The sequence below is a fragment of the Alishewanella sp. HL-SH05 genome, assembly GCF_052655985.1.
Genome location: NZ_CP199753.1, coordinates 1,633,683 through 1,653,551, shown reverse-complemented (window position 1 = coordinate 1,653,551; position 19,869 = coordinate 1,633,683). Strand labels below are relative to the sequence as shown.

Below are 19,869 nucleotides of genomic sequence, written 5' to 3'. Positions count from 1 at the left end.
AAACCCGATGAAAATACTCTATGGAGTGCAGGCAACCGGAAATGGACATATCACCCGTGCGCGTGCCTTGTTACCGGCATTACAGCAACAAGGCATCGAGGTAGACTTTTTATTCAGTGGCCGCTCTGAAGCACAACTGTTTGATATGGCGATGTTTAAAGACTATGCCTGGGCTAACGGCTTTACCTTTAGTAGCCGTAATGGCAAGGTACAGCCGTTAAGCACGTTAGGCCAATTAAAGCCTCTGCAGTTTATAAAAGATGTACGTCAGCTCGATGTTAGCGCTTACGATCTGGTGCTAACGGACTTTGAGCCGGTGAGCGCCTGGGCAGCCAAGCGCCAAGGTATTTTATCAGTGGGTTTAGCTCGGCAGTATGCTTTGCGTCATCCGCTGGCGGGCAAGCAGTCGGTAAGCTGGTTAAAAGCCGCTGTCAGTGTTTTTGCACCTGCTCAACACTATCTAGGTGTGCATTGGCAACCTGATTATTCGGATCTGCTGCCGCCATTATTGTCTGCACCGGCCGTTTTTAATCAGCCTGCTAACTTTTCTAGCTTTGAACCCTTTATCCTGGTGTATTTACCTTTTGAACAACTTGCACAAGTTTTAGCTTGGCTAAAGCAACACCCAGTTTGGCAATTTAAGCTCTACACCGACATTAAGGCGCCTTACCAAGATGAAAATGTCAAACTACTGCCATTCTCTCGACAAGCTTTTCCGCTTGATTTACACCACGCTAGCGGTGTTATTTGTAACAGTGGTTTTGGCCTATGCAGCGAAGCTCTGCGAGCTGGTAAAAAACTGCTGATCAAGCCATTAAAGGGGCAAATCGAACAAGCCTATAATGCCTATACCTTAGCAAATATGGCCAAAGCAAGTGTGTTCTCTGACTTTACGGCCAACGTCTTAGTTACTTGGTTACAACAAGAAGCTGCTCAACCTTATGCTTTCCCTGATCCCCTGCCCGCTGTAGCGCAATGGCTTAAACAAGGCTGTGTTCGCCCCGTATCAGATGTTGTACGCCAAGCTTGGCAACAGAACGAATAGACGCGGTGATACTTAGCTTAAACCCGCATAAAAGTTGATCTAGAACAGGTGGCCTAGCCAGTTTGCTGCTAAGATTAGCTTAATCTAATAAAATACTAATTTAAGGGCAATACCAATGAGTGAACTTAGAACGGTTTCTGTTAATGCCAACATGGATGCGGGCTTTGCCATTAGCGGTGTCATGGATGGGCACACGGTTGTTATCGACCAACCGGTTGCCGCTAAAGGTACTGGCTTGGGCCCTACGCCGTTGCAAATGTTGTTATTTACTGTGGGAGCCTGTATCGGCACCATTGGTCGGATCGCGGCCTTTCAACAAAAAATCACCTTGCGCAGCATGCAAGTAAAAGTGGATGGTGATTACAATCCTGCCGGCTTGCTTGGCAAAACCACTGATGTTCGAGTGGGTTTTACGGAGATCCGCATCAGTGCCGTGATCGATGCCGATTTAACCGATGAACAAAAACAACAGTTTTTAGATGAAATCTGTCAACGTTGCCCATTGCATGACAATTTAACCCACAGCACGATTGTAGTGCATAGTTTAGCTTAGAAATAGCCACTTTATGGCCACCTGTCGCTGAGCTTCGGTGGCCGCTTACTTTTTCACTGCTTCGTGCTGCAAAAGCTCATAAAAAATTGATTGATGTCACGATTTACTTAGGCACGCACATTCGCGATCGTTGTTTTTAACAATAACTTTAACAGCAAAACTAATACCGACATTTAGCGCGAATACAGGCTATACTGTCAAAGAATTACTGGCTATTTTCGGCATTATGCTAAATATTGGATGGTTTTCAATCACTTCTGAATACATACTCTCATTGCATTCTTTAAATCTGATTAAAATAAAAGGCTGTTATGCGGATTGAAAAAAGATTATTGATTCTCGACGATGACGAATTAATCTGCAAAACCATAGCCGATGTGGCTAAAAAAGACGGTTTTACTGTTCGATATACCACGGATTACCTGACTTTCCAAAACCTGTTAGATAACTGGCCTCCTAATAACATTATAATAGATTTGAATATGCCGACGATGGATGGCGTACAAATTCTGAATGCGTTAGCCGATAAGGGCAATCAAAGTAAAATTGTTATCTGTAGTGGTGTCAGTGAACGCATAATCGAAGCGGCAGCTCGTTCAGCCAAGGCGCGAGGGTTAAATATTATCGGTATTTTACCCAAGCCTTTTTATGTTAAACAAATACGCGATGTGCTGCACGAGCCGCTGCACAACGATAATAAGCATACGTTAAAAAACGTATTGCAGCAGCAACAGGCCTACGATGTTAACGCTATAAAAAATAAATTAATGCATGCCATTGAGCACAACATTATCACCTTTGCTGTGCAGCCCATTATCAAATGCCGAACCCATCAAATTAAAGGCTTTGAGGTATTGGCGCGTTGGCAAGATGATGAACTGGGGTTTATTAGCCCTGATGTATTTATCAAGATAGCAGAAAACCACCACTTAATTGACGCTTTAACCTTACTCATCTTTAAACAAGCGCTTACCTGGTTCAGCGAACTGATGCAGCATTGCACGTTGCTAAGCAAAGAACACAAAAACAAACTCACGCTGTCTCTAAATATCTCTGCTTGCTCATTACAACAAAACCACATGGTGTCGGAATTAGCCAACCTGTGCGCGGAACTCAATATTAGCCCGAGCCATGTGATCTTAGAACTGACTGAAACAGCGGCAATGGAAGATCCTATATTATCGATGGATCTTCTCACTCGGCTACGTTTAAAAGGGTTCAGGTTATCTATTGATGACTTTGGTACCGGGTTTTCGTCAATGCTGCAATTAGTGCGTTTGCCCTTTTCCGAATTAAAAATTGACCGATCTTTTACCATGACCGCTTTAGATGCGGAAGAATCAAAAATAGTCATCAATGCCACCATTGAACTAGCGCACCGCTTAGGTTTAAAAGTTACCGCCGAAGGCATTGAAGATGAGGCTACACTGGCATTGCTAAAAAGAATGAATGCCGATAATGCCCAAGGCTATTTTATTGCCAGGCCCATGGCGGCAGACCAAGTGACAGCATGGATTGAACACAATACTCAGGCCTCGGAAGAGAAGCGGATCGCCATTTTAAAAGCTTATGAATTACTGGATTCGCCCGAAGAAGAGCGCTTCGATCGGATCACCCGTCTCGCAGCCCGTTTATTTAACGTGCCGGTCAGTGTATTTTCGTTGATCGATACAAACAGACAATGGTTTAAATCTCGCAAAGGTACTGATTTAAAAGAAACGCCTCGCTCAGTGGCCTTTTGTGATCATACCATCCGTGAGCAACATACTTTTATTGTGCCAGATGCGCAACAAGACGAACGCTTTAAGGGCAATATCTTAGTCACAGGCTCACCCAATATTCGTTTCTACGCCGGTTACCCGGTTACGGTATCTGAAGGAGAATCCTTAGGCACACTTTGCATTATCGACAATAAACCGAGAGAATTCTCCGCAAAAGACAGCGCACTGCTAAAAAGCTTAGCTGAATTAGTCACTATTGAGTTGCAAGAATCAGCAAACTCGCATGCGGATCCGATCACTGGGTTGATGGATCGCAAATCTTTTGAGAAACGGGCGATGCTGCTAAACGAGTTGTGCCGTAAAGAAGGCTTAACTTATTTAATGCTGTATTTTGATTTAAATGGCTTTAACGACATTAATCAGCAATACGGTCGCCTCACGGGTGAAGAAGTACTGCAAGAGTTCGCTAACGATTTAAAATCGACTTTTCGTGAGTCAGATTTAATTGCCCGTTTAGGCTTGGACGAGTTTATCGTGGTCATGATCAGTAATCATGACATCGATGTAGAACAGCTTATTCAAAGGCTACGCGATACCATTGGTTTTAAAAAACATAACTCGGCTAAATTACCTGCCATTGCATTTTCTTATGGCTCGGCTATCTCAAATGCTGCAAAACCCATGACTTTACAGCAGCTGTATCACAAAGCCGATGTTATGATGCATATTAACTCTGAGAGTAAAGCTAATCGCTTATTAACCCCTGATTAATGCTCAAAGCTTAACACATTAAACAGACATGAAAACTCGCTTGATCGGTCAAAGCGCTGGATACATTTAACCCTAATACATGCGATATAACGAGCGGTACCCGATAACCGCAGCCGTTATTGACCACACAGCGGAATTTTTACCGTAAAGGTGGTACCCTGCCCTAAGCTTGTCTCAAGCAAAATGTCGCCTTTCACTTCAACTAATAATGAGCGTACAATTGAAAGCCCTAAACCGGTGCCTTCACCGCGTTTTTTCGTAGTGAAAAATGGCGTGAACAAACGGGCCTTCGTTTCATCAGTAATACCGGTACCATGATCCTGCACCGCAACGTAGGCATAATGCTCATCATGCCAATGCGTTAAACGGATGAGTTTTTCGGCATATCCCGCCATCGCATCTTTGGCATTGTTAATCAGGTTAATCAGCACTTGTTGGATGGCTGTGGTATCGATGGCGGCGCAATGCTCCGTCGCCGTAATCGTGGCTTGGATCACCACGCCGTTTTTATGTAGTAATTGATCCATCATTTCTGCCACCTCTTGCACCACCGCAGGTAAATCGCATTGCGCCTGTTTATTTTCTGGCGGCGAGTTTCGCGATAAGCTATTTAATCCTGAGACGATTTTCATGATACGTTCGGCAGCGGTCATGGCTCGTTTATTGGTTTCCATAGCATCCGCTATGGCAGGGGGGGTCTCTTCGAATGCAATTTGTTGTAATTCTAAACTGGATAAAATAATCGCTAACGGGTTATTAATTTCATGGCCGATAGTTGCGGCAAGCTCCCCTAACGACACCAAGCGGGCTTGTTTGGTTGAAGCATCTAATGACAGCTGAATAGCCTTATTTTTAGCAATTTCTTCAGTGATATCCACATTGGTACCAATCACTTTTCTCACTAAACCATTCTCTGCTAACAACATATCAGCATGCGCCCGAATAGTACGAATGCCTTTTTTCGGATGATTGATCCGAAAGGAGTGTTGAAAGGTCTGTTGCTGGTGTATCGCACGCTCAAACGCGAGTCGCGTATTTTCTATGTCGCTTTCAACAATACAGGCACTCCAACTCTGGTATTGACCATCAAAATGCTCGGCATCGACACCATAAATCTCGAACATCCGATCGCTCCAATACAAGGTACCAGACTCGGTATCTAAGCTCCAAACGCCAATATCACTGCCATCGGCAATTACTTTTAACTCATGATGACGTTGCAATTTAATTTGTAATAAGTGCGCTTCTAGCAGCAATACTTGCAGCTCTTCAATCAACGACTTATCAAGCCAAGACCAATCTTCACAGCGATCTTTCATCTCTTCTGTCCAAACAGAGAAAGAACGTCTGGGCGATAAATAGGGCTGTTGCTGCGCATCGGTGAGGGTTTTCTCGTAGGGATTACCCGCCCAATTAATCTGCGTGATGGCTTCTTTACGACATAACAGCAAACAAGGTGCTTGTTCAACACGGGGATCTTCAGCGATTAATCGGATAACACACACCCCAGCGACATCGGTTTGCCGCTGCTCTGGCGACAATAGAGGGTTCAGTGAATCAATAAAGATCACAGTATCAGGGTTAGATTGTAATGTGGCTTGTAATGCTAAAAACGCCTCTGTGGTTAAACTGCTGCCAAAACCTCTTAGCTGAGTGCCATCAAACCAAGCTCCCCCATCCGCCCGTGTTAACGCTAAAATCTTGCTGGAAATGTGCTGATGGGCCTTAGGGTTATCGATAAATTTTTGAATATCCCCGATGGTTAACGCTCGGCGCAAGGTGCGGTTTTTATTAAACAGCACTTTGGCTTCTAAGCGTTCAATAAACAACGCACTCATTAAGGCAATGGTTTCGCAGGACAACCGTGTCTCATGGTTCAAATAATGCGCACCACTATAATGATGACACGCCACTAAGCCCCAAAGCTTGCCATTTACAATGAGTGAGATCACTAAAGTGGCTTGTACACCCATATTTTGTAAATATTGGATATGCCTCGCTGAGATCGCCCGAGCATCAATGTCTGTCATATCAATGGCAAAATCAACAGTTGGCGCCAGCAACAGGGGTACTGGGGTATAGTTTACATCGGCAATTAACCGCGTTAACTTTTTTTGATAAAGGACTCGCGCTTGAATTGGAATATCTGATGCGGGGAAATGTAAGCCTAAAAAAGAGTCCAGCTCCGGGCTTTTGGCTTCGGCAACAACAGAGCCATTCCATTGTTCATCAAACTGATAAACCATGCAGCGATCAAAACCAATATAATCACGCAGCATCACCAACAAAGTATTAAATAAATCAGAACTGCTTTTGCAAGGTAATAGTTTAGCAATAATATGTTGTGCATGGCTTTGGGCATCTTGGCTATTTGCCGACGTTTGGATAGGAGTTTCAATTTCAATCGATTGCCAGTTGGGTTTATCAATTAGAGCCTGACTGCGAAAATGATATGACTGTTGATTAACATGTAATATTTGATTTAACGACTTTAGCGTGTCTAAGTTGACCTGCTGAAAACACGCTACGTCGGTAAATTTTTGTGCTAGCACCTGCTCTGTGTTCAGCTGCATCTGTTGCAAAAAATTATCAGATACGCCTTGGATTATTTGATCCTCATCGACAATAAATAACCAAGCGAAGGGTTGAATAGCCCCTGGAATATGAATAGGTTCTTGTTCGCAATTTGATAAGGTTACTGTTTCAAGCTTGTCCATATACAGCCTATTCAGTTAAAACAAGAAGAAACGCTGCATCAGCAAATTGAGGCTTTAATTACCCAATTGCCTGCGCTCTGCTACCTTGGCTAAAAATTGCGCGACTTTAATGGGTTTAATCAGAACAACATCAGCGCCTGCTTGCAAGAACTTGGCTTCATCATCCTCTTGCGCAAAAGCCGTCATAACGGCTATCAACGCCTTTACTCCAAGGGAACGGATGCGCTGAGTTAAACTGAGCCCATCCATACAAGGCATCGCAAAGTCGGTAACCAATACATCTATTATATGCGACTGCTTGGCTAGAAACTGCAAAGCAGCAGAACCACTGTGAAAAACATGAACTACGTGACCTTGATGATGCAGTAACTTGGCGAAGGTTTCAATGAATTGCACTTCATCATCCACTAAAACAAAACGTAAGGAGTCTGTTGCCAATGCTGTCGATGCTGTCGATGCTGTTACTGCAGCCACGGCATTATCTGAAGTTGTATCAGGAGATGTCATCGCGCGTTTTTTATCCATGTGATTAAGCTTATGCTTGTCCTTTTTAAATAAAATGCTAAAAAGTTAACCGCCACTGCCCAAGTTCATGCAAACTTTTTTATAGTATAAATTTGCCTATGCCGCCCTAATACTTCACGGTAGTGATTGATAAACCCCTTATTCAGCGGCTATGTCACTAGCAACAGTTAATACACTTAACCAATTAATGATCTGTGAAAAACATCGTTGCACGGCCATCGTTATTGCTGTTGTCGAAAGCGGCTGTTTTGCAGCGTAAGTATTTAAATCCGCACACCATATCGGCAAAGGCGTTGCAGGCAGTTTTTGGCTGAGTTACTAATATTAAGCAAATGGATAACTCGTATTAAGTGCTAAAGCCCGTAAGCGAGCTAAAAAAATTGTGCCCCTAAACTGACACCATGCCAAACGTAACTATAGCCTAAATAATCTTCATGCGAACAAATTGTGGCAGGAGACTCGGGCAAATAGCAACACGCAGCGGTTCAATTTACAGCTGGTGGTTTTTCAATACCCGCTAAGATGTCGTCTACCATTGCCTCTAACACAGCAGGCTCGGGTTTGAGCTGAGCATAGGTTTTAAGACCAATAATTTGCGCCTGTAAAGTGCGGCTTAAACGTTCAGGTGGCGCAGAAAGCGCAGCGCCCTCTGCAACCGCCTGCTCAAGTAATGTTTTAAAAGCGAATTCAATATTTTGCAATAGCGTTTTAGCCAATTCGGCTAAGGCCGAGCCTTCTGCGCTTAATTCGGCCACTGTTTTTACTAACATACACACTTGGCTTGGTTCATGCTGCGAACCGAGCACTTGCGAACGGACAAACCGTTTTAACGTTTCCAACGCAGGCTGATGTTGCGCTTGTGCTGATGCAAAGGCCTGCTGCCCTTTTTCTGCATAATGTAATAATGCTTCGTGATACAAGCTTTCTTTATCACCAAAACTGGCATACAAGCTGCCTGGTCGTAAATTTACCGCATCCAACAGATCTCGCATCGAGGTTCCATTAAAGCCGCGCTGCCAAAACAATTGTTGCGCTTTGCTGATCACCTCGGCGCGGTCAAATTTTATCGAATTGGCCATCTTGCCCTCGTCTTAAACAGGTAAAAAATAATTTTGAACACTTGCTCAACTTGCTTTATAGTACCTCGCCTGCGTTACCAAGTAAATTAACATTTACTCTCTCGCCGACTTACGATATCAAACTAGGAGCCAAGATGTCAGAACAAAACCTCAGATCCTTGCAACCAAGATTACAATGGTCTTTATTGTCACTGCGCTTAGGCGTATTTATTGTCATGTTCATGTGGACGCTAGACAAATTTGTTAACCCGGCACACAGCGCTGCCGTGTTTGGCAAATTTTATGCTTTGCCCGGTTTAACGGCCGATATTTTTACCGTTCTTGGCGTATTACAGCTGATCTTAGTATTAGCATTTGTGGTCGGTTTTAAGAAGCGTATTACCTACGGCATTATTTTACTGATGCACAGTGGTTCAACTTTCTCAAGTTATGCACAATACTTAGACGGCTTTAATAACCTGCTATTCTTTGCAGCGTGGCCCATGTTAGCCGCTTGTTTAGCCTTGTATCTGCTTCGAGATGCCGACACTAAATTTACCCTGGGTAAATAAATTATCTTTTAACCGGTTTATCGTTTCGAGTTGTGTCTTTAACAAGGCGAAACGGTAAGCTGAGTAGGAAAGCTAAACCGGTATTTTGCTCAGGTTTCAGATATTGCACCAAACCAATATCTAATTGCGCATCGCTTTTCCGTGCTTTTTCACAATAACTGCCAAACACACGATCCCAAACGGATAAATTAAAGCCGTAATTACTGTTGGTTTCAACAACACGCTGACTGTGATGAATACGATGCATTTGTTGCGTCACGATAAACCAACGTAATGGCCGCTCAATCATCGCCGGTAAACGAATATTGCTGTGATTAAAAATCGCGCTGGCATTTAAAATAATTTCAAATAGCAGCACCGCAAGCGCAGGTACGCCCAGTAAAAATACCAAGAGCAACTTAATAAAGTAACTGAGCAGAATTTCTAGTGGATGAAAGCGCAAGCCACTGGTGCTATCAATGTGCGGATCGGCATGATGCACTTGGTGTAAACGCCAAAGCAGGGGTATACGGTGAAATAAACGGTGTTGCCAGTAAATCGCCATATCTAAAAATAACACACTCAGCAGTACCATCAGCCAATACGGCATGGCGAACAGATACAACAGGCCAAAACTTTGCTGCTGATTGACCTGCGCCAGTGCCACTAAGCTAATTGGCGCTAATAAACGCATTAACAGCGTGCCAGAGACCATTAGCAGCAAATTAGTACGCCAACGCCAAGAACGACCTACCGGATCGCGCCGGGCCGGCGCTAATGCTTCCCACAGCATCATCAGCAACAACATGCCTAAAAATACCCCTAGCCGATAATAATTTTCATGCGCCATGCTGTTTACTCCGCTTTCTCGTAATGCCTTAGCGTCTTAAAACCGCCTATGACTCTTGTGACGATGGTGATACCGGCGGCAAAAGCAAAGCAATAAGCCAGTAAGCTAAAATGCTGCGGCCATACACAAAAAGCGACAAACAATAAAATGGTTTCGGTACCTTCGGTTAGACCGTGCAGATAGTAAAAACTTTTATTCGCAAATTGTGGCCGCTCTAATTGATAACGCTCTGCTGGGATAGCAAAGGCTAAAAAACTAGAACCTGTACCAATAAAGCTGGCCAGTAACACCGCAGCAGCTAAGGCATTGGCGGTTGGATCAGCCAATGCAAAGCCCAATGGAATGGCTGCATAAAACAAAAAGTCTAAACTAATATCTAAAAAGCCGCCGGAAGCGGTACTACTGTTTTGCCAGCGTGCCAAGGCGCCATCTAAACCATCAAAAACTCTGTTAATTAGTATAAACAGTAACGCTGCAATATAGTGCTGATAAGCCAATAAGGGTAAAGCCAAGATCCCAAACAAAAAACCGATCACGGTTAGCTGATTAGGGCTAATCTTCCAATAATCTAACTGCTTTACCATTGGCTTTAGTAAGGGTTTTAATAACGGGCTAATTCTCGCATCTAACATGTTGTAACCTCAGCTTCTGCTAAGTTAATCACCCGGCCTGCGGCTGGTACATCAGCTTGATCATGGGTGACTAACAACGCGGGGATCCCTGCTTGCAGAATAAAGTTAAACACTAACTCACGTACTTCTTGGCGCAAACGGCTGTCGAGTTTGCTAAAAGGCTCATCTAATAATAACGCTTTAGGCTGCGTTAGCATTACACGAAGCAAAGCCACCCTTGCTTGTTGCCCACCCGAAAGGCTCGCCGGATTGCGCGATGCCATATCCGCTAAACCTACCGAATCTAACGCCGCTAAGATCTGTGCTTGGCGCTGTGCGCCTTTAATGGCTTGAGGCATGGCGAAAGCGATGTTCTCTGCTACAGTCAGATGAGGAAACAATAACGGATCTTGCAATAACAACCCCATATGCCGTTGATGCGGCGGCAAGTGAGTGATGTCTTTACCATCTAACACTATTTGACCAGACGCGCTAAACTGCGGCGCCAATAAACCGCTCAGCCAATTCAGTAAACTCGATTTACCACTGCCCGACGGACCCATAACCGTCAGTACTTCTCCAGCAGGGATCTCGGTACTGAGCGTCAGCAAAGGCTGCTGCTGACGACTTAACTGTAAAGCGTTGATCTGAAGCGTGCCGCTATCCATAAATCCTATCTCATTTTACTGCAACAGAGGCGTTGCTTTGCGTGTTGGTGCCAGGCTGAAAAAACTGTTTGCTACACCAATAGGCTAGCAAGAAGGCCAAAGCAGGTAACAGCATTTGTAATAAGGCATATACCGCAACCAAACGGCGACTACCGCCATTGGCCAAAGCAACGGCTTCGGTGGTTAGCGTTGCAACCCTGCCCGCACCGGTTAACAGTGTGGGTAAATATTGACCAAAACTGACCGCTAAGCCCAAAGCCAAGGCCAATAAAATCGGTTTAAACAATAAGGGCAATTTAACGCGAATAAACACGGCGCCAGGCGATAAACCCAAACTTGCTGCGACACTTGCCCAGCGCGGATCCAGCAAACGATAATTGCCCGCTAACGCCAGAAATACATAAGGTAATACAAATAAGCTGTGACTGGCGATCACTGTGCCCATACCTGGGGCAATGCCCAGTTGCTCTTGTAACCAAACAACCCCAAATAAAAAGGCGATTGCCGGCACTAACAACGGTAAATAAATAATACTTTGGCTCAACCAAGAGAGCGGTTTTTGCCGCACTTGCTCAGCTTCCAACGTGGCCAGTGTTAACAGCAAGGCCAAACCACTGGCAGCAAATGCGACGACTACGGCATTGAACAACGGTAAACGAATAAATGGCAGTGCCGTGAGCCAATGGCTGAGTTGCAAGGTGTCCGGGACTAAATCGGGATAAGACCAATAACCCGCCAGCGACCAGAGTATTAAGCCCCCCATGGCCAATACTAACGTCAGGCCAACGAGGCCTAAAATTAGCCGGCTTAAACGTTGCCAAAAAGCATCGGCATAACTTCTGCGGCCATTACTTAACAGGCGGCCTAAGCCCCAAGCCAATAAACGCTCGGCACACCACCAAGCGAGCAGTACACTTAACACTACAGCTAATTGCAATACGGCACCGGCCGAAGCCATGAAACGGCGATGTAAATCGACGTCATTAAACCACTGCACAATCGCTACGGCGAGCGTCGGTGGCCCTGATGGCCCAACAATTTGCGCGATTTCGACATTGGCACATCCATAGGCTAACACCGCATAAATAGGTAAGCGTAATTTAGGATAAAGCTGCGGTAACACCACTTTGCAAAAGGCCGTTAATCGCTGATAGCCCATGCTTTGCGCCAGCTGAAACTGCGTTAACACTGTGCTATTTGCTAAAGCAGCCAGTGACATAATCATTAAAAACGGTAATTCTTTTAAAAAGAGCGCCAACATAATACTGACGCCTTCAGCATCATTGGGGAGTAACCAATCTGGCGGTGTTTGCCAGCCGGTGAGCAAAGCAAATAACCGGCTAAAAAACCCCGATGGGGTGAGCAAAAAAGCGATGGCAATCGCGGCCGTGGCATGCGGTATTGCTAACAACGGACTAAAGATCCGCTGTAGCAGCATCATACCTCGGCTACCATAAAAACAGCCTAGTAATAACAAGCATACCAGCAACGCTAACAGGCTGCTTAACACGCCGCTTGTGACACTTAATGTGACCATCTGTGATAAACCCGGCTGTTGCCACAATTGCTGCCACGCCAGTAAATTAACTTGCTGAGAGCCCAGTGTAGGCAACCAACCAAAGGCCGGTAACAACACCCCCATTAAACCGCCTAACACAGGCAGGATCAATATGGCCAATAGCAGCCAAGGCGCGACCCTGATACCCCAGTCATAAAGTGACTGGCCCAGTTTCATGGTTGCACCCCATAACGTGCTAACCAAGCGGCGGTAAGCGCCCTACTCCAACTCGGATGCGGCTCTGCTAAGGCTGTAGTCGTACTTTCTAACGGCAAAGCAGCCGGCTCGGTTTGTGTTGTACTAGGCCAATTTAACAACCGGCTGTCTAGGACGGTGCGATCCCCCCATACTGCTAATTGCTGCTTATGCCACTGTGCTTCTGGCGACAATAAAAAGTTCGCCACCAGCTTGGCAGCGGAGCTGTGCGCGGCATTAAACGGGATCGCCACAAAATGCACATTGGCTAAACTGCCATCCTGCATAGCATAGCTGCGGGTGCTACTTGGCAGATCGTAACGGCGCACCGCAGCAGGAATGCTGGAGGGCGCAAAGCTAAACGCCAGTTGTAATTCTTCATCACTGACCAAACGCATTAATTCATTGCCGCTACTCGGAAAATGCCGACCTTGGCGCCATAAGTTGGGATGTAATTTGGCTAAATATGGCCACAGCACTGTAGTCATTTGTTCAAAGCTGGCGGCGGTGACAGGCTGATACAATAACGGGTCTTGCTGATTCAGCACCAATAATAATTGCTTTAAAAAGCTCACACCCAAAAAATCAGGCGGTCTAGGGTAAGTAAAACGGCCTGGCTGTTGCTGACTGAACTCAAGCAGTGCTGCCATCGTGCGGGGCGCTGAAGCAAGATGCTGACTATGGTAATAAAAAACCAGCTGCGCTTGGCCCCAAGGGGCTTCCATGCCTAAGGTTGGCAAACCAAAATCTATACTCATTTGCGGGTTTTCGTCAGCATTCACATAAATGAAGTTGGGCAATTGCTCAGCCCAATCAGCTTCTAACAGCTGCCGTTGTTGTAAACTGGCAAAATTTTCCCCGTTAATCCAAATCAGATCAACACTGCCATTGCGATGATTGTTGGCGGCCTTTTCGGCTAAGATGCGGCTAACCGCTTCGCCTGTATCTGCCAGCTTGACGTGAGTAAGACGAATACCATAACGCGCTGCCACTTCTTGGCCGACCCACTGAATATACTGATTGACCTGCGGATCGCCGCCCCAAGCATGCCAGTACACAGGTTGATTTTGGCCTTGTGTGATGATCTGCTGCCAGGCGGCACTGTCTGCAACAGCAGTAGCTGACATGCTAGCGTGCGCTGAGGTGCTATTTTTACTAGCCACGTCTGTATTTGCCGTTACTGTTACGCTAGCGTGGGCCAAAGACAGACTGGCGCATAACAACACACTACTTTGCCACAAGCTTTGGCAAAACCAAGCCAAATTACTGCGCCACTGCATTCAACCGCCAATCATAATCCAGAAAAGAAATCGGCAGCTTGCCTGCCGCTAACTGCTGCTGTTGGCGTTCATCCAGCTGTAACGCCTGTGCATAGCGTAACAAAAAACTCGCCAAACTGCGGCTATCGCGCCAAGGTTTTTGGAAATCTTCTTTGTACCATTTAAAAATTGCCGACAGCTGCAAGCGTTCGTCAGTGACTAAATTGCGCGAGCGGTCGGACAGAAAACGCAGCGTTTGCTGCTCTAATTGTTGTTCTAAAGTGGCCGCGTTATAGGCTTCTTCACGCAGCGCCGGACAACCGATACTGGCACAATTTACGGCAAAATGAATGCGCGGCTCGTTAAAGTCACCGCTGCCGCGGATCATGTCATGTTCGATTTCATCTAAAGAACGGTGTTGACCTAATAAAGGAATAAACCGTTTCTGCCACGGTGACTGAAACAACGTGCCCAAGTCTTTGATGGAGTCGACATTAGGATACGCCGTTAAAATCAACTGCAGCGTCCACGCATTGTAAGCATTGAGCAAAAACGCTAACCGCTCCGCTGCAGGCCATTGTTTAAATATGTCCGCATCTACGGCGCTTAACGAGGTTAAATAAGCCTCAAGTTGCGCTTGCTGTTGTTGCAACAAGCGGTAATTTACCGCGGTGGCATGGCCACCGGGCAAAGCATGCACCGTTTGCTGCAACAACTCAGTCAGCGGTTGATGCTCAAAGGTGCGCGCTTGCACTTGTAAACTAAAACACAGAAGCCAAAAAAGTATTACAAAACGCATACGCTTATCCTTTTAAGCGCCAGTGATGGTATTTTTGCAGCAGCGCTAAAATCGTTGCAGGCGCATGCGCGCGTTTCCACTCGCCGGCAGCGTATTTATTGGCTTCGGCCCAGGTTGGATAACTGTGAATAGTCCCCAGAATTTTGTTTAAACCTAAGCCGTGTTTCATGGCCAGTACAAATTCGGCCATTAAATCACCGGCATGCTCGGCAATAATGGTGACGCCTAAGATCTGATCTTTACCCGGCTTGGTCAGCACTTTCACTAAGCCATGTGCTGCCCCATCGGTAATGGCGCGATCTAACTCACCAATATCAAAGCGTGTCACTTCATAAGCGATGCCCTGCTCTTTGGCTTCTTGCTCGTTAATGCCTACTCTCGCCACTTCCGGATCGATAAAGGTCGTCCAAGGGATCACACGATAATCAACTTTGAATTTTTTAAACTGACCAAACAGCGCATTGACTGCCGCATACCATGCTTGATGGGCCGCAACATGGGTAAATTGATAAGGCCCAACAATATCGCCTGCGGCAAAAATATTCGGTAATAAGGTTTCTAAATAGTCGTTGGTTTGTACTGTACGCGCGGTTTCAATCCCGAGCTCTTGCAAACCAAAACCCTCTAAGCGTGCGGTACGGCCTACAGCACAAATTAATTCGTCATAAGGCAAGGCCATTTCTTGGCCTTGATGCTCGACGATTAAACATTTTTTCGCATCTTGTATTTCGCAGCGTAATGCTTTGTGCGACGTTAATAGCGTTACACCACTGCTGGTCAGGGCGTTGTGGGCAAAATCACTGATCTCTCGATCTTCTTTGATCATCACGCGCTCGGCCATTTCGACTTGCGTCACTTCACTGCCAAGTCTGGCAAAACTTTGCGCCAACTCACAGCCAATGGGCCCCCCCCTAAGATGACTAATTTAGCCGGTGGCTGCTCACGTTCGGCTAAAGCCTGCCATAAGGTATCACTGGTTAAATACCCCAGCTCTTTTAAACCGGGTAAAGGCGGTACAAACGGCTGAGCACCGGCGGCAATAATAATGCTGCGCGCGGTAAGTTGCTGCACACGGCCATCCGTCAGCGTGATTTGCACCGTCCAAGGATCGAGCAATTTGCCATAACCCTGCAACACCTCAACCCCTAAATTGGTATAACGCTCTACGCTATCATGTGGCGCAATATCAGCAATCACTTGGTCAATGCGCGCCATCACTTTTTTAAACGAAAACGGCGCAAGCATGCCCTGCTGATGACTCAACGGCTCGGCCGCCGCTAGACCATAATGCTCGGCATGCCGCAGCGTGTGTGCGACCTTGGCGCTTTTAATTAACGCTTTACTGGGTACACAGCCAAAATTTAAGCAGTCGCCCCCCATCTTATGCGCTTCAATTAACGTCACTTTGGCTTTTACCGCTGCCGCAATATAACTGCTCACTAAACCCGCTGCACCCGCACCAATCACGATCAGATTACGATCAAACTGCTTCGGTTTTTGCCATTTCGCATACAAGCGGCGCTGATTAATCAGTTTAATTAAGCCTTTCGCCAACCAAGGGAACAAGCCTAATAGTGCAAAAGACAACAGCATATTGATGGATAAAATACCGGCTAAGCTATCCAGCTGTGCCAACTGTGTGCCCGCATTCACATAAACAAAGGTACCGGCTAACATGCCTACTTGGCTCACCCAATAAAAAGTCCCTGCCCGCAGCGCGGTTAAACCCATCAATATATTAATGAGGAAAAACGGGAAAATGGGCACTAACCGCAAGGTAAACAGATAAAAAGCACCATCGCGTTCAATGCCTTGATCAATGGCTTTTAGCCGAGTAGAGAACTTTTGTTGCAAGGTGCTGCGCAGCATGTAGCGCGCCACTAAAAAAGCCAAGGTGGCACCGATACTTGAGGCAAATGACACCAATAACAAGCCCTGCCATAAACCGAATAAGGCCCCTGATGCCACAGTAAGAATTAATGCACCCGGTAAAGATAGCGCCGTAACCAGTACATAAAACAGAAAAAAACCACCCGCGACCAGCCAAGGCGACGCCTGATACCACTGGCTAAACTCTGTTAGCCCTTGCTTTAAACCGGCAAAGGTTAAAAGCTGATGCAGGTCGAAGTAAAAAAAACTGCTCGCAAGCAACAGCAATAACAGTAAAACCACGATTTTTTTAAACATAAAATCCACTTATTAATTTAAGAGCGCAGCATTAAAAACGGTAGGTCACCGAGGCTTTAACATTACGGGGTAATTCAGGAAACACCAAGGTTGAGCCAAAGTAACCGCCTTCAAATACTGGCCGCCAATTTTGCTGCTGCGTTACATTAAGCACATCCAAACGCATTAACAATTGTGGGCTCAGCTGATAACTGCTGTTGAGGTTAATATGATATTGATCGCGAATTTGCACCGTAGCCAAAAAGTCTAACGGATAGCTTTTGGTATACACCGTGGCTAGGCCCACTTGCCACAGCTCCGTTAATTGATAACCGGCATTCAAAGATAAGATTGTTGAGGGGATCCCCTGCACTCGCGCAGATGACGGTGCAAAACCGGCAAAGTTGGGCGCGCCAATGCCAGTACCAACAATAATATCGGGGCGTGAATTATCAAAAGCATCGGCAACTTGCTGGCTATCTTGAAAGCTTGCTGAATCATCATAACGCGCATCTAAATAGCTATAGGCGAGATTAAACCAATACTGCTCGGCGCGGTAAAACACCTGCGCTTCAACGCCAGAAGTCCGAATACCGCTGTTGCTGCCATCACGATTTCGTAAGCTGCGCCGCTGTTGAAACAATGCGGCATCAGCATACCAGCTGCTGTTAGCCGGATCGTATTTAATACCGGTTTCAACTAAAGTGTTTTCGGTGGCAAAGTTAAGCGGGTTAATTTGATTGTTCGCCCCCAAAACCGTGCCGCCAGCCATACTGTTAGAGGTTGCTTCGTTGTAATTAGCGCTGGCATACAGCACTAAATCGGGCTGCAGTTTATAACTGACACTCAGCATACCGCTAGACAGTAATTCAGCATGGCTATCTTGCGCCGCCATTTGCCCCGCCGGCGGCAACGCATCACGGGCGGTCACGTCATACTGATCGGCACGCAGACCAATAATGCTGCTCCATTTATCACTCCACTGGCTGTCATGTTGCACAAAAACACCAGTTTGCCAGCTGGTTGAATCCGTAGTGTCAGACAACGAGAAATCGCCTGCGCCATCGTTATTCACATCGTATTGCGCACCGGGTGACACATAAATACCGGGGCGAAGCTCAACTAATCGCGCTTGCTGTGCTGGCGTTAACGGGATGCGTCGATTAGACAGCGGCCCCGTTAAATCAATGGGAAGATCCGCTTCGGTGGTAAATTGGCTGTAGCCCAGCACATCGTTATAACGGACATTTAGCCCAAAGGTGGTTTGCTGCTCTGCCTGCCACTGATATTGCAATTCAGTGCGGTTTTCAAAGGTATCAGCGCCATCAATAATCTCAACAAAACTGTTGCCAGCAATCTCTTCACGGCTTAAATGCTGAAAATAGCTGATATTTCGCAATAACCACTGGCCACTCAGCTGCTGCCGGTACTCACTGTGCAGTAAAAAGGTTTGTGCTTGGTTGGTATCGTCTGGATCGGTCAGTACTTGATTGCGCGGTATAACCACCTGCCCTGTTGGCGACACGAGCGCAAAAGCACCCGCTACACTGCTGCCATTGGGTTGAATACCTTGGCCGGTGATATACAAACCCGCATCGATCAGCGCTTGCGTGGGCCGGTTAATGCCAGCGATGTCAGTATAATTGGCTTTGTAATATTCGGCGCTCAGATCCCAGCGCGTATCGGCGTCTAACTGCCAACGGCCACTGGCATAGGCGCTGGTGCTGCGATGATGGCTAAAATCATAAAAACTGTCTTCATCGATATGCTCTAAGCTCAAACGCACACCGGCTTCGTTTTCCAATAGCGGCTGATTGATATCTAGTTGCGCCCGATATTGCTGCCAAGTACCCGTACTGACCGTCAATTGCTGACTGGCTTGCTCTACTGACGCTTTTTTACTGACGAGATTGACATAGCCGCCATTACGCTGCGTACTACCCAGAATTACCGGTGGTGGCCCTTTGACAATATCGAGTTGCTCTATAGCATTGAAAGATAACGGTACACCAAAACCATTATTACCCGCTTGGCGACGGATGCCGTTTTCAAACAGCTCTCCTAACTGACCACGTAACGTGGGTAAGCTCGGTGCCCCAAAGCCAGATGCTGCATAGCTATTAGGGGTTAAGGCTAGAATATCTTGCAATGAGGTAATGGCATATTGCTGCATCATCTCTTCAGTAATCACCGTAACGGAACGGGCAATATTCACCAGCGCCTTATCATCGCCAAAACTGCCACTGACTCGGGCAAACTTCGGCGAAATAGTGTCTTCCGTAGTCTGCACACCTGTGACTTTGATCACTTCAACCGGCTCAGCCTGCTCAGCGGGTTCAGTTGAGGAAATACTTTGTGCCAAGGTCTGTAAAGGTGCTACCGCCAAAGTCAACATAATGGCTGCCGCTAGGGGGTGATAATGGAATCGCAAAATAAATACCTTCTTTTTATAATAATAAGTGAGATGTCAGTGCTGAAACGTAAAATGCCTACAACCCTACTGACTTAACTATAATGTAAAAAAACGCACCACTCGGTGCGTATTATCTATCTATTGTTGGATTAGTTGAAAAAAGTTACAGCTACGGCTAAATATACTTTTATCAACGGTTCATCAAACCAGCAATTAATTGTCTGCAGTTTATACTACAAAAGTTTATCGTTAGCCCAGTTCTCAAAAAAAAGAGCAGCCCGGTTGCTACAAAGAAGCCCGTTATATGCCGTCGACGTTTGGCCTAACATTGCATTTCGATATAGGTAGCGGCCAAAACGTAACCTTATATCGTAATGCACACGTTCGAATTTAAGGACAACTGGATTTA

General features: G+C 46.0%; 14 protein-coding genes and 1 pseudogene. 4 read left to right on the top strand and 11 right to left on the bottom strand.

What is annotated here, in order from left to right:
- Positions 1 to 7: 7 nt before the first annotated feature.
- The 3 genes from ACUJFL_RS07545 to ACUJFL_RS07535 all read left to right on the top strand — a co-directional run bounded on the left by ACUJFL_RS07545 (position 8) and on the right by ACUJFL_RS07535 (position 4,090).
- On the top strand, positions 8 to 1,045 hold the full coding sequence (locus ACUJFL_RS07545; RefSeq protein WP_445428893.1) for a glycosyltransferase family protein: 1,038 nt from the start codon (positions 8 to 10) through the stop codon (positions 1,043 to 1,045).
- A 115-nt stretch (positions 1,046 to 1,160) separates the two neighbouring features.
- Positions 1,161 to 1,598, top strand: coding sequence for an OsmC family protein (locus tag ACUJFL_RS07540; protein WP_445428892.1), 438 nt, complete (start codon positions 1,161 to 1,163; stop codon positions 1,596 to 1,598).
- Between the two features lie 311 nt (positions 1,599 to 1,909).
- The gene (locus ACUJFL_RS07535; RefSeq protein ID WP_445428891.1) at positions 1,910 to 4,090 is read left to right on the top strand and encodes an EAL domain-containing protein; all 2,181 of its coding nucleotides are present in this window, start codon (positions 1,910 to 1,912) and stop codon (positions 4,088 to 4,090) included.
- Between the two features lie 116 nt (positions 4,091 to 4,206).
- Here ACUJFL_RS07535 and ACUJFL_RS07530 read toward each other — a convergent pair whose 3' ends face one another.
- From ACUJFL_RS07530 to ACUJFL_RS07520, 3 genes are all read right to left on the bottom strand, one after another.
- Positions 4,207 to 6,807, bottom strand: a complete 2,601-nt coding sequence (locus ACUJFL_RS07530) for an ATP-binding protein (RefSeq protein WP_445428890.1) — start codon at positions 6,805 to 6,807, stop codon at positions 4,207 to 4,209.
- 54 nt (positions 6,808 to 6,861) lie between these two features.
- A complete protein-coding gene (locus ACUJFL_RS07525) occupies positions 6,862 to 7,332 on the bottom strand; it encodes a response regulator (RefSeq protein WP_445428889.1) in 471 nt (156 codons plus the stop codon).
- Positions 7,333 to 7,817: 485 nt separating this feature from the next.
- Positions 7,818 to 8,411 carry a TetR/AcrR family transcriptional regulator gene (locus ACUJFL_RS07520; RefSeq protein ID WP_445428888.1) on the bottom strand — a complete coding sequence of 198 codons (594 nt, stop codon included), beginning with the start codon at positions 8,409 to 8,411 and terminating at the stop codon, positions 7,818 to 7,820.
- A gap of 134 nt (positions 8,412 to 8,545) precedes the next feature.
- Between ACUJFL_RS07520 and ACUJFL_RS07515 the strand changes: the two genes are divergently transcribed.
- The gene (locus ACUJFL_RS07515; protein WP_306176716.1) at positions 8,546 to 8,962 is read left to right on the top strand and encodes a hypothetical protein; all 417 of its coding nucleotides are present in this window, start codon (positions 8,546 to 8,548) and stop codon (positions 8,960 to 8,962) included.
- 1 nt (position 8,963) lies between these two features.
- On the opposite strand, the gene ACUJFL_RS07510 is transcribed toward ACUJFL_RS07515, so the two are convergent.
- The 8 genes and pseudogenes from ACUJFL_RS07510 to ACUJFL_RS07475 form a co-directional block, all read right to left on the bottom strand.
- Positions 8,964 to 9,791, bottom strand: a complete 828-nt coding sequence (locus tag ACUJFL_RS07510; protein WP_445428887.1) for a sterol desaturase family protein — start codon at positions 9,789 to 9,791, stop codon at positions 8,964 to 8,966.
- Between the two features lie 5 nt (positions 9,792 to 9,796).
- Positions 9,797 to 10,423 carry a CDP-alcohol phosphatidyltransferase family protein gene (locus tag ACUJFL_RS07505; protein WP_445428886.1) on the bottom strand — a complete coding sequence of 209 codons (627 nt, stop codon included), beginning with the start codon at positions 10,421 to 10,423 and terminating at the stop codon, positions 9,797 to 9,799.
- Complete coding sequence (locus ACUJFL_RS07500) at positions 10,417 to 11,070, bottom strand: ATP-binding cassette domain-containing protein (RefSeq protein ID WP_445428885.1); 654 nt, start codon at positions 11,068 to 11,070, stop codon at positions 10,417 to 10,419. The genes ACUJFL_RS07505 and ACUJFL_RS07500 overlap by 7 nt, the downstream gene beginning before the upstream one ends.
- A gap of 10 nt (positions 11,071 to 11,080) precedes the next feature.
- Positions 11,081 to 12,805 carry an ABC transporter permease gene (locus tag ACUJFL_RS07495; protein WP_445428884.1) on the bottom strand — a complete coding sequence of 575 codons (1,725 nt, stop codon included), beginning with the start codon at positions 12,803 to 12,805 and terminating at the stop codon, positions 11,081 to 11,083.
- Positions 12,802 to 14,103, bottom strand: coding sequence for an ABC transporter substrate-binding protein (locus ACUJFL_RS07490; protein WP_445428883.1), 1,302 nt, complete (start codon positions 14,101 to 14,103; stop codon positions 12,802 to 12,804). The genes ACUJFL_RS07495 and ACUJFL_RS07490 overlap by 4 nt, the downstream gene beginning before the upstream one ends.
- Positions 14,087 to 14,881, bottom strand: coding sequence for a DUF547 domain-containing protein (locus ACUJFL_RS07485; protein ID WP_445428882.1), 795 nt, complete (start codon positions 14,879 to 14,881; stop codon positions 14,087 to 14,089). The genes ACUJFL_RS07490 and ACUJFL_RS07485 overlap by 17 nt, the downstream gene beginning before the upstream one ends.
- A 4-nt stretch (positions 14,882 to 14,885) precedes the next feature.
- A pseudogene (locus tag ACUJFL_RS07480) lies at positions 14,886 to 17,068 on the bottom strand (FAD-dependent oxidoreductase).
- Between the two features lie 31 nt (positions 17,069 to 17,099).
- Complete coding sequence (locus ACUJFL_RS07475) at positions 17,100 to 19,442, bottom strand: TonB-dependent receptor (protein WP_445429067.1); 2,343 nt, start codon at positions 19,440 to 19,442, stop codon at positions 17,100 to 17,102.
- Positions 19,443 to 19,869: the final 427 nt, after the last annotated feature.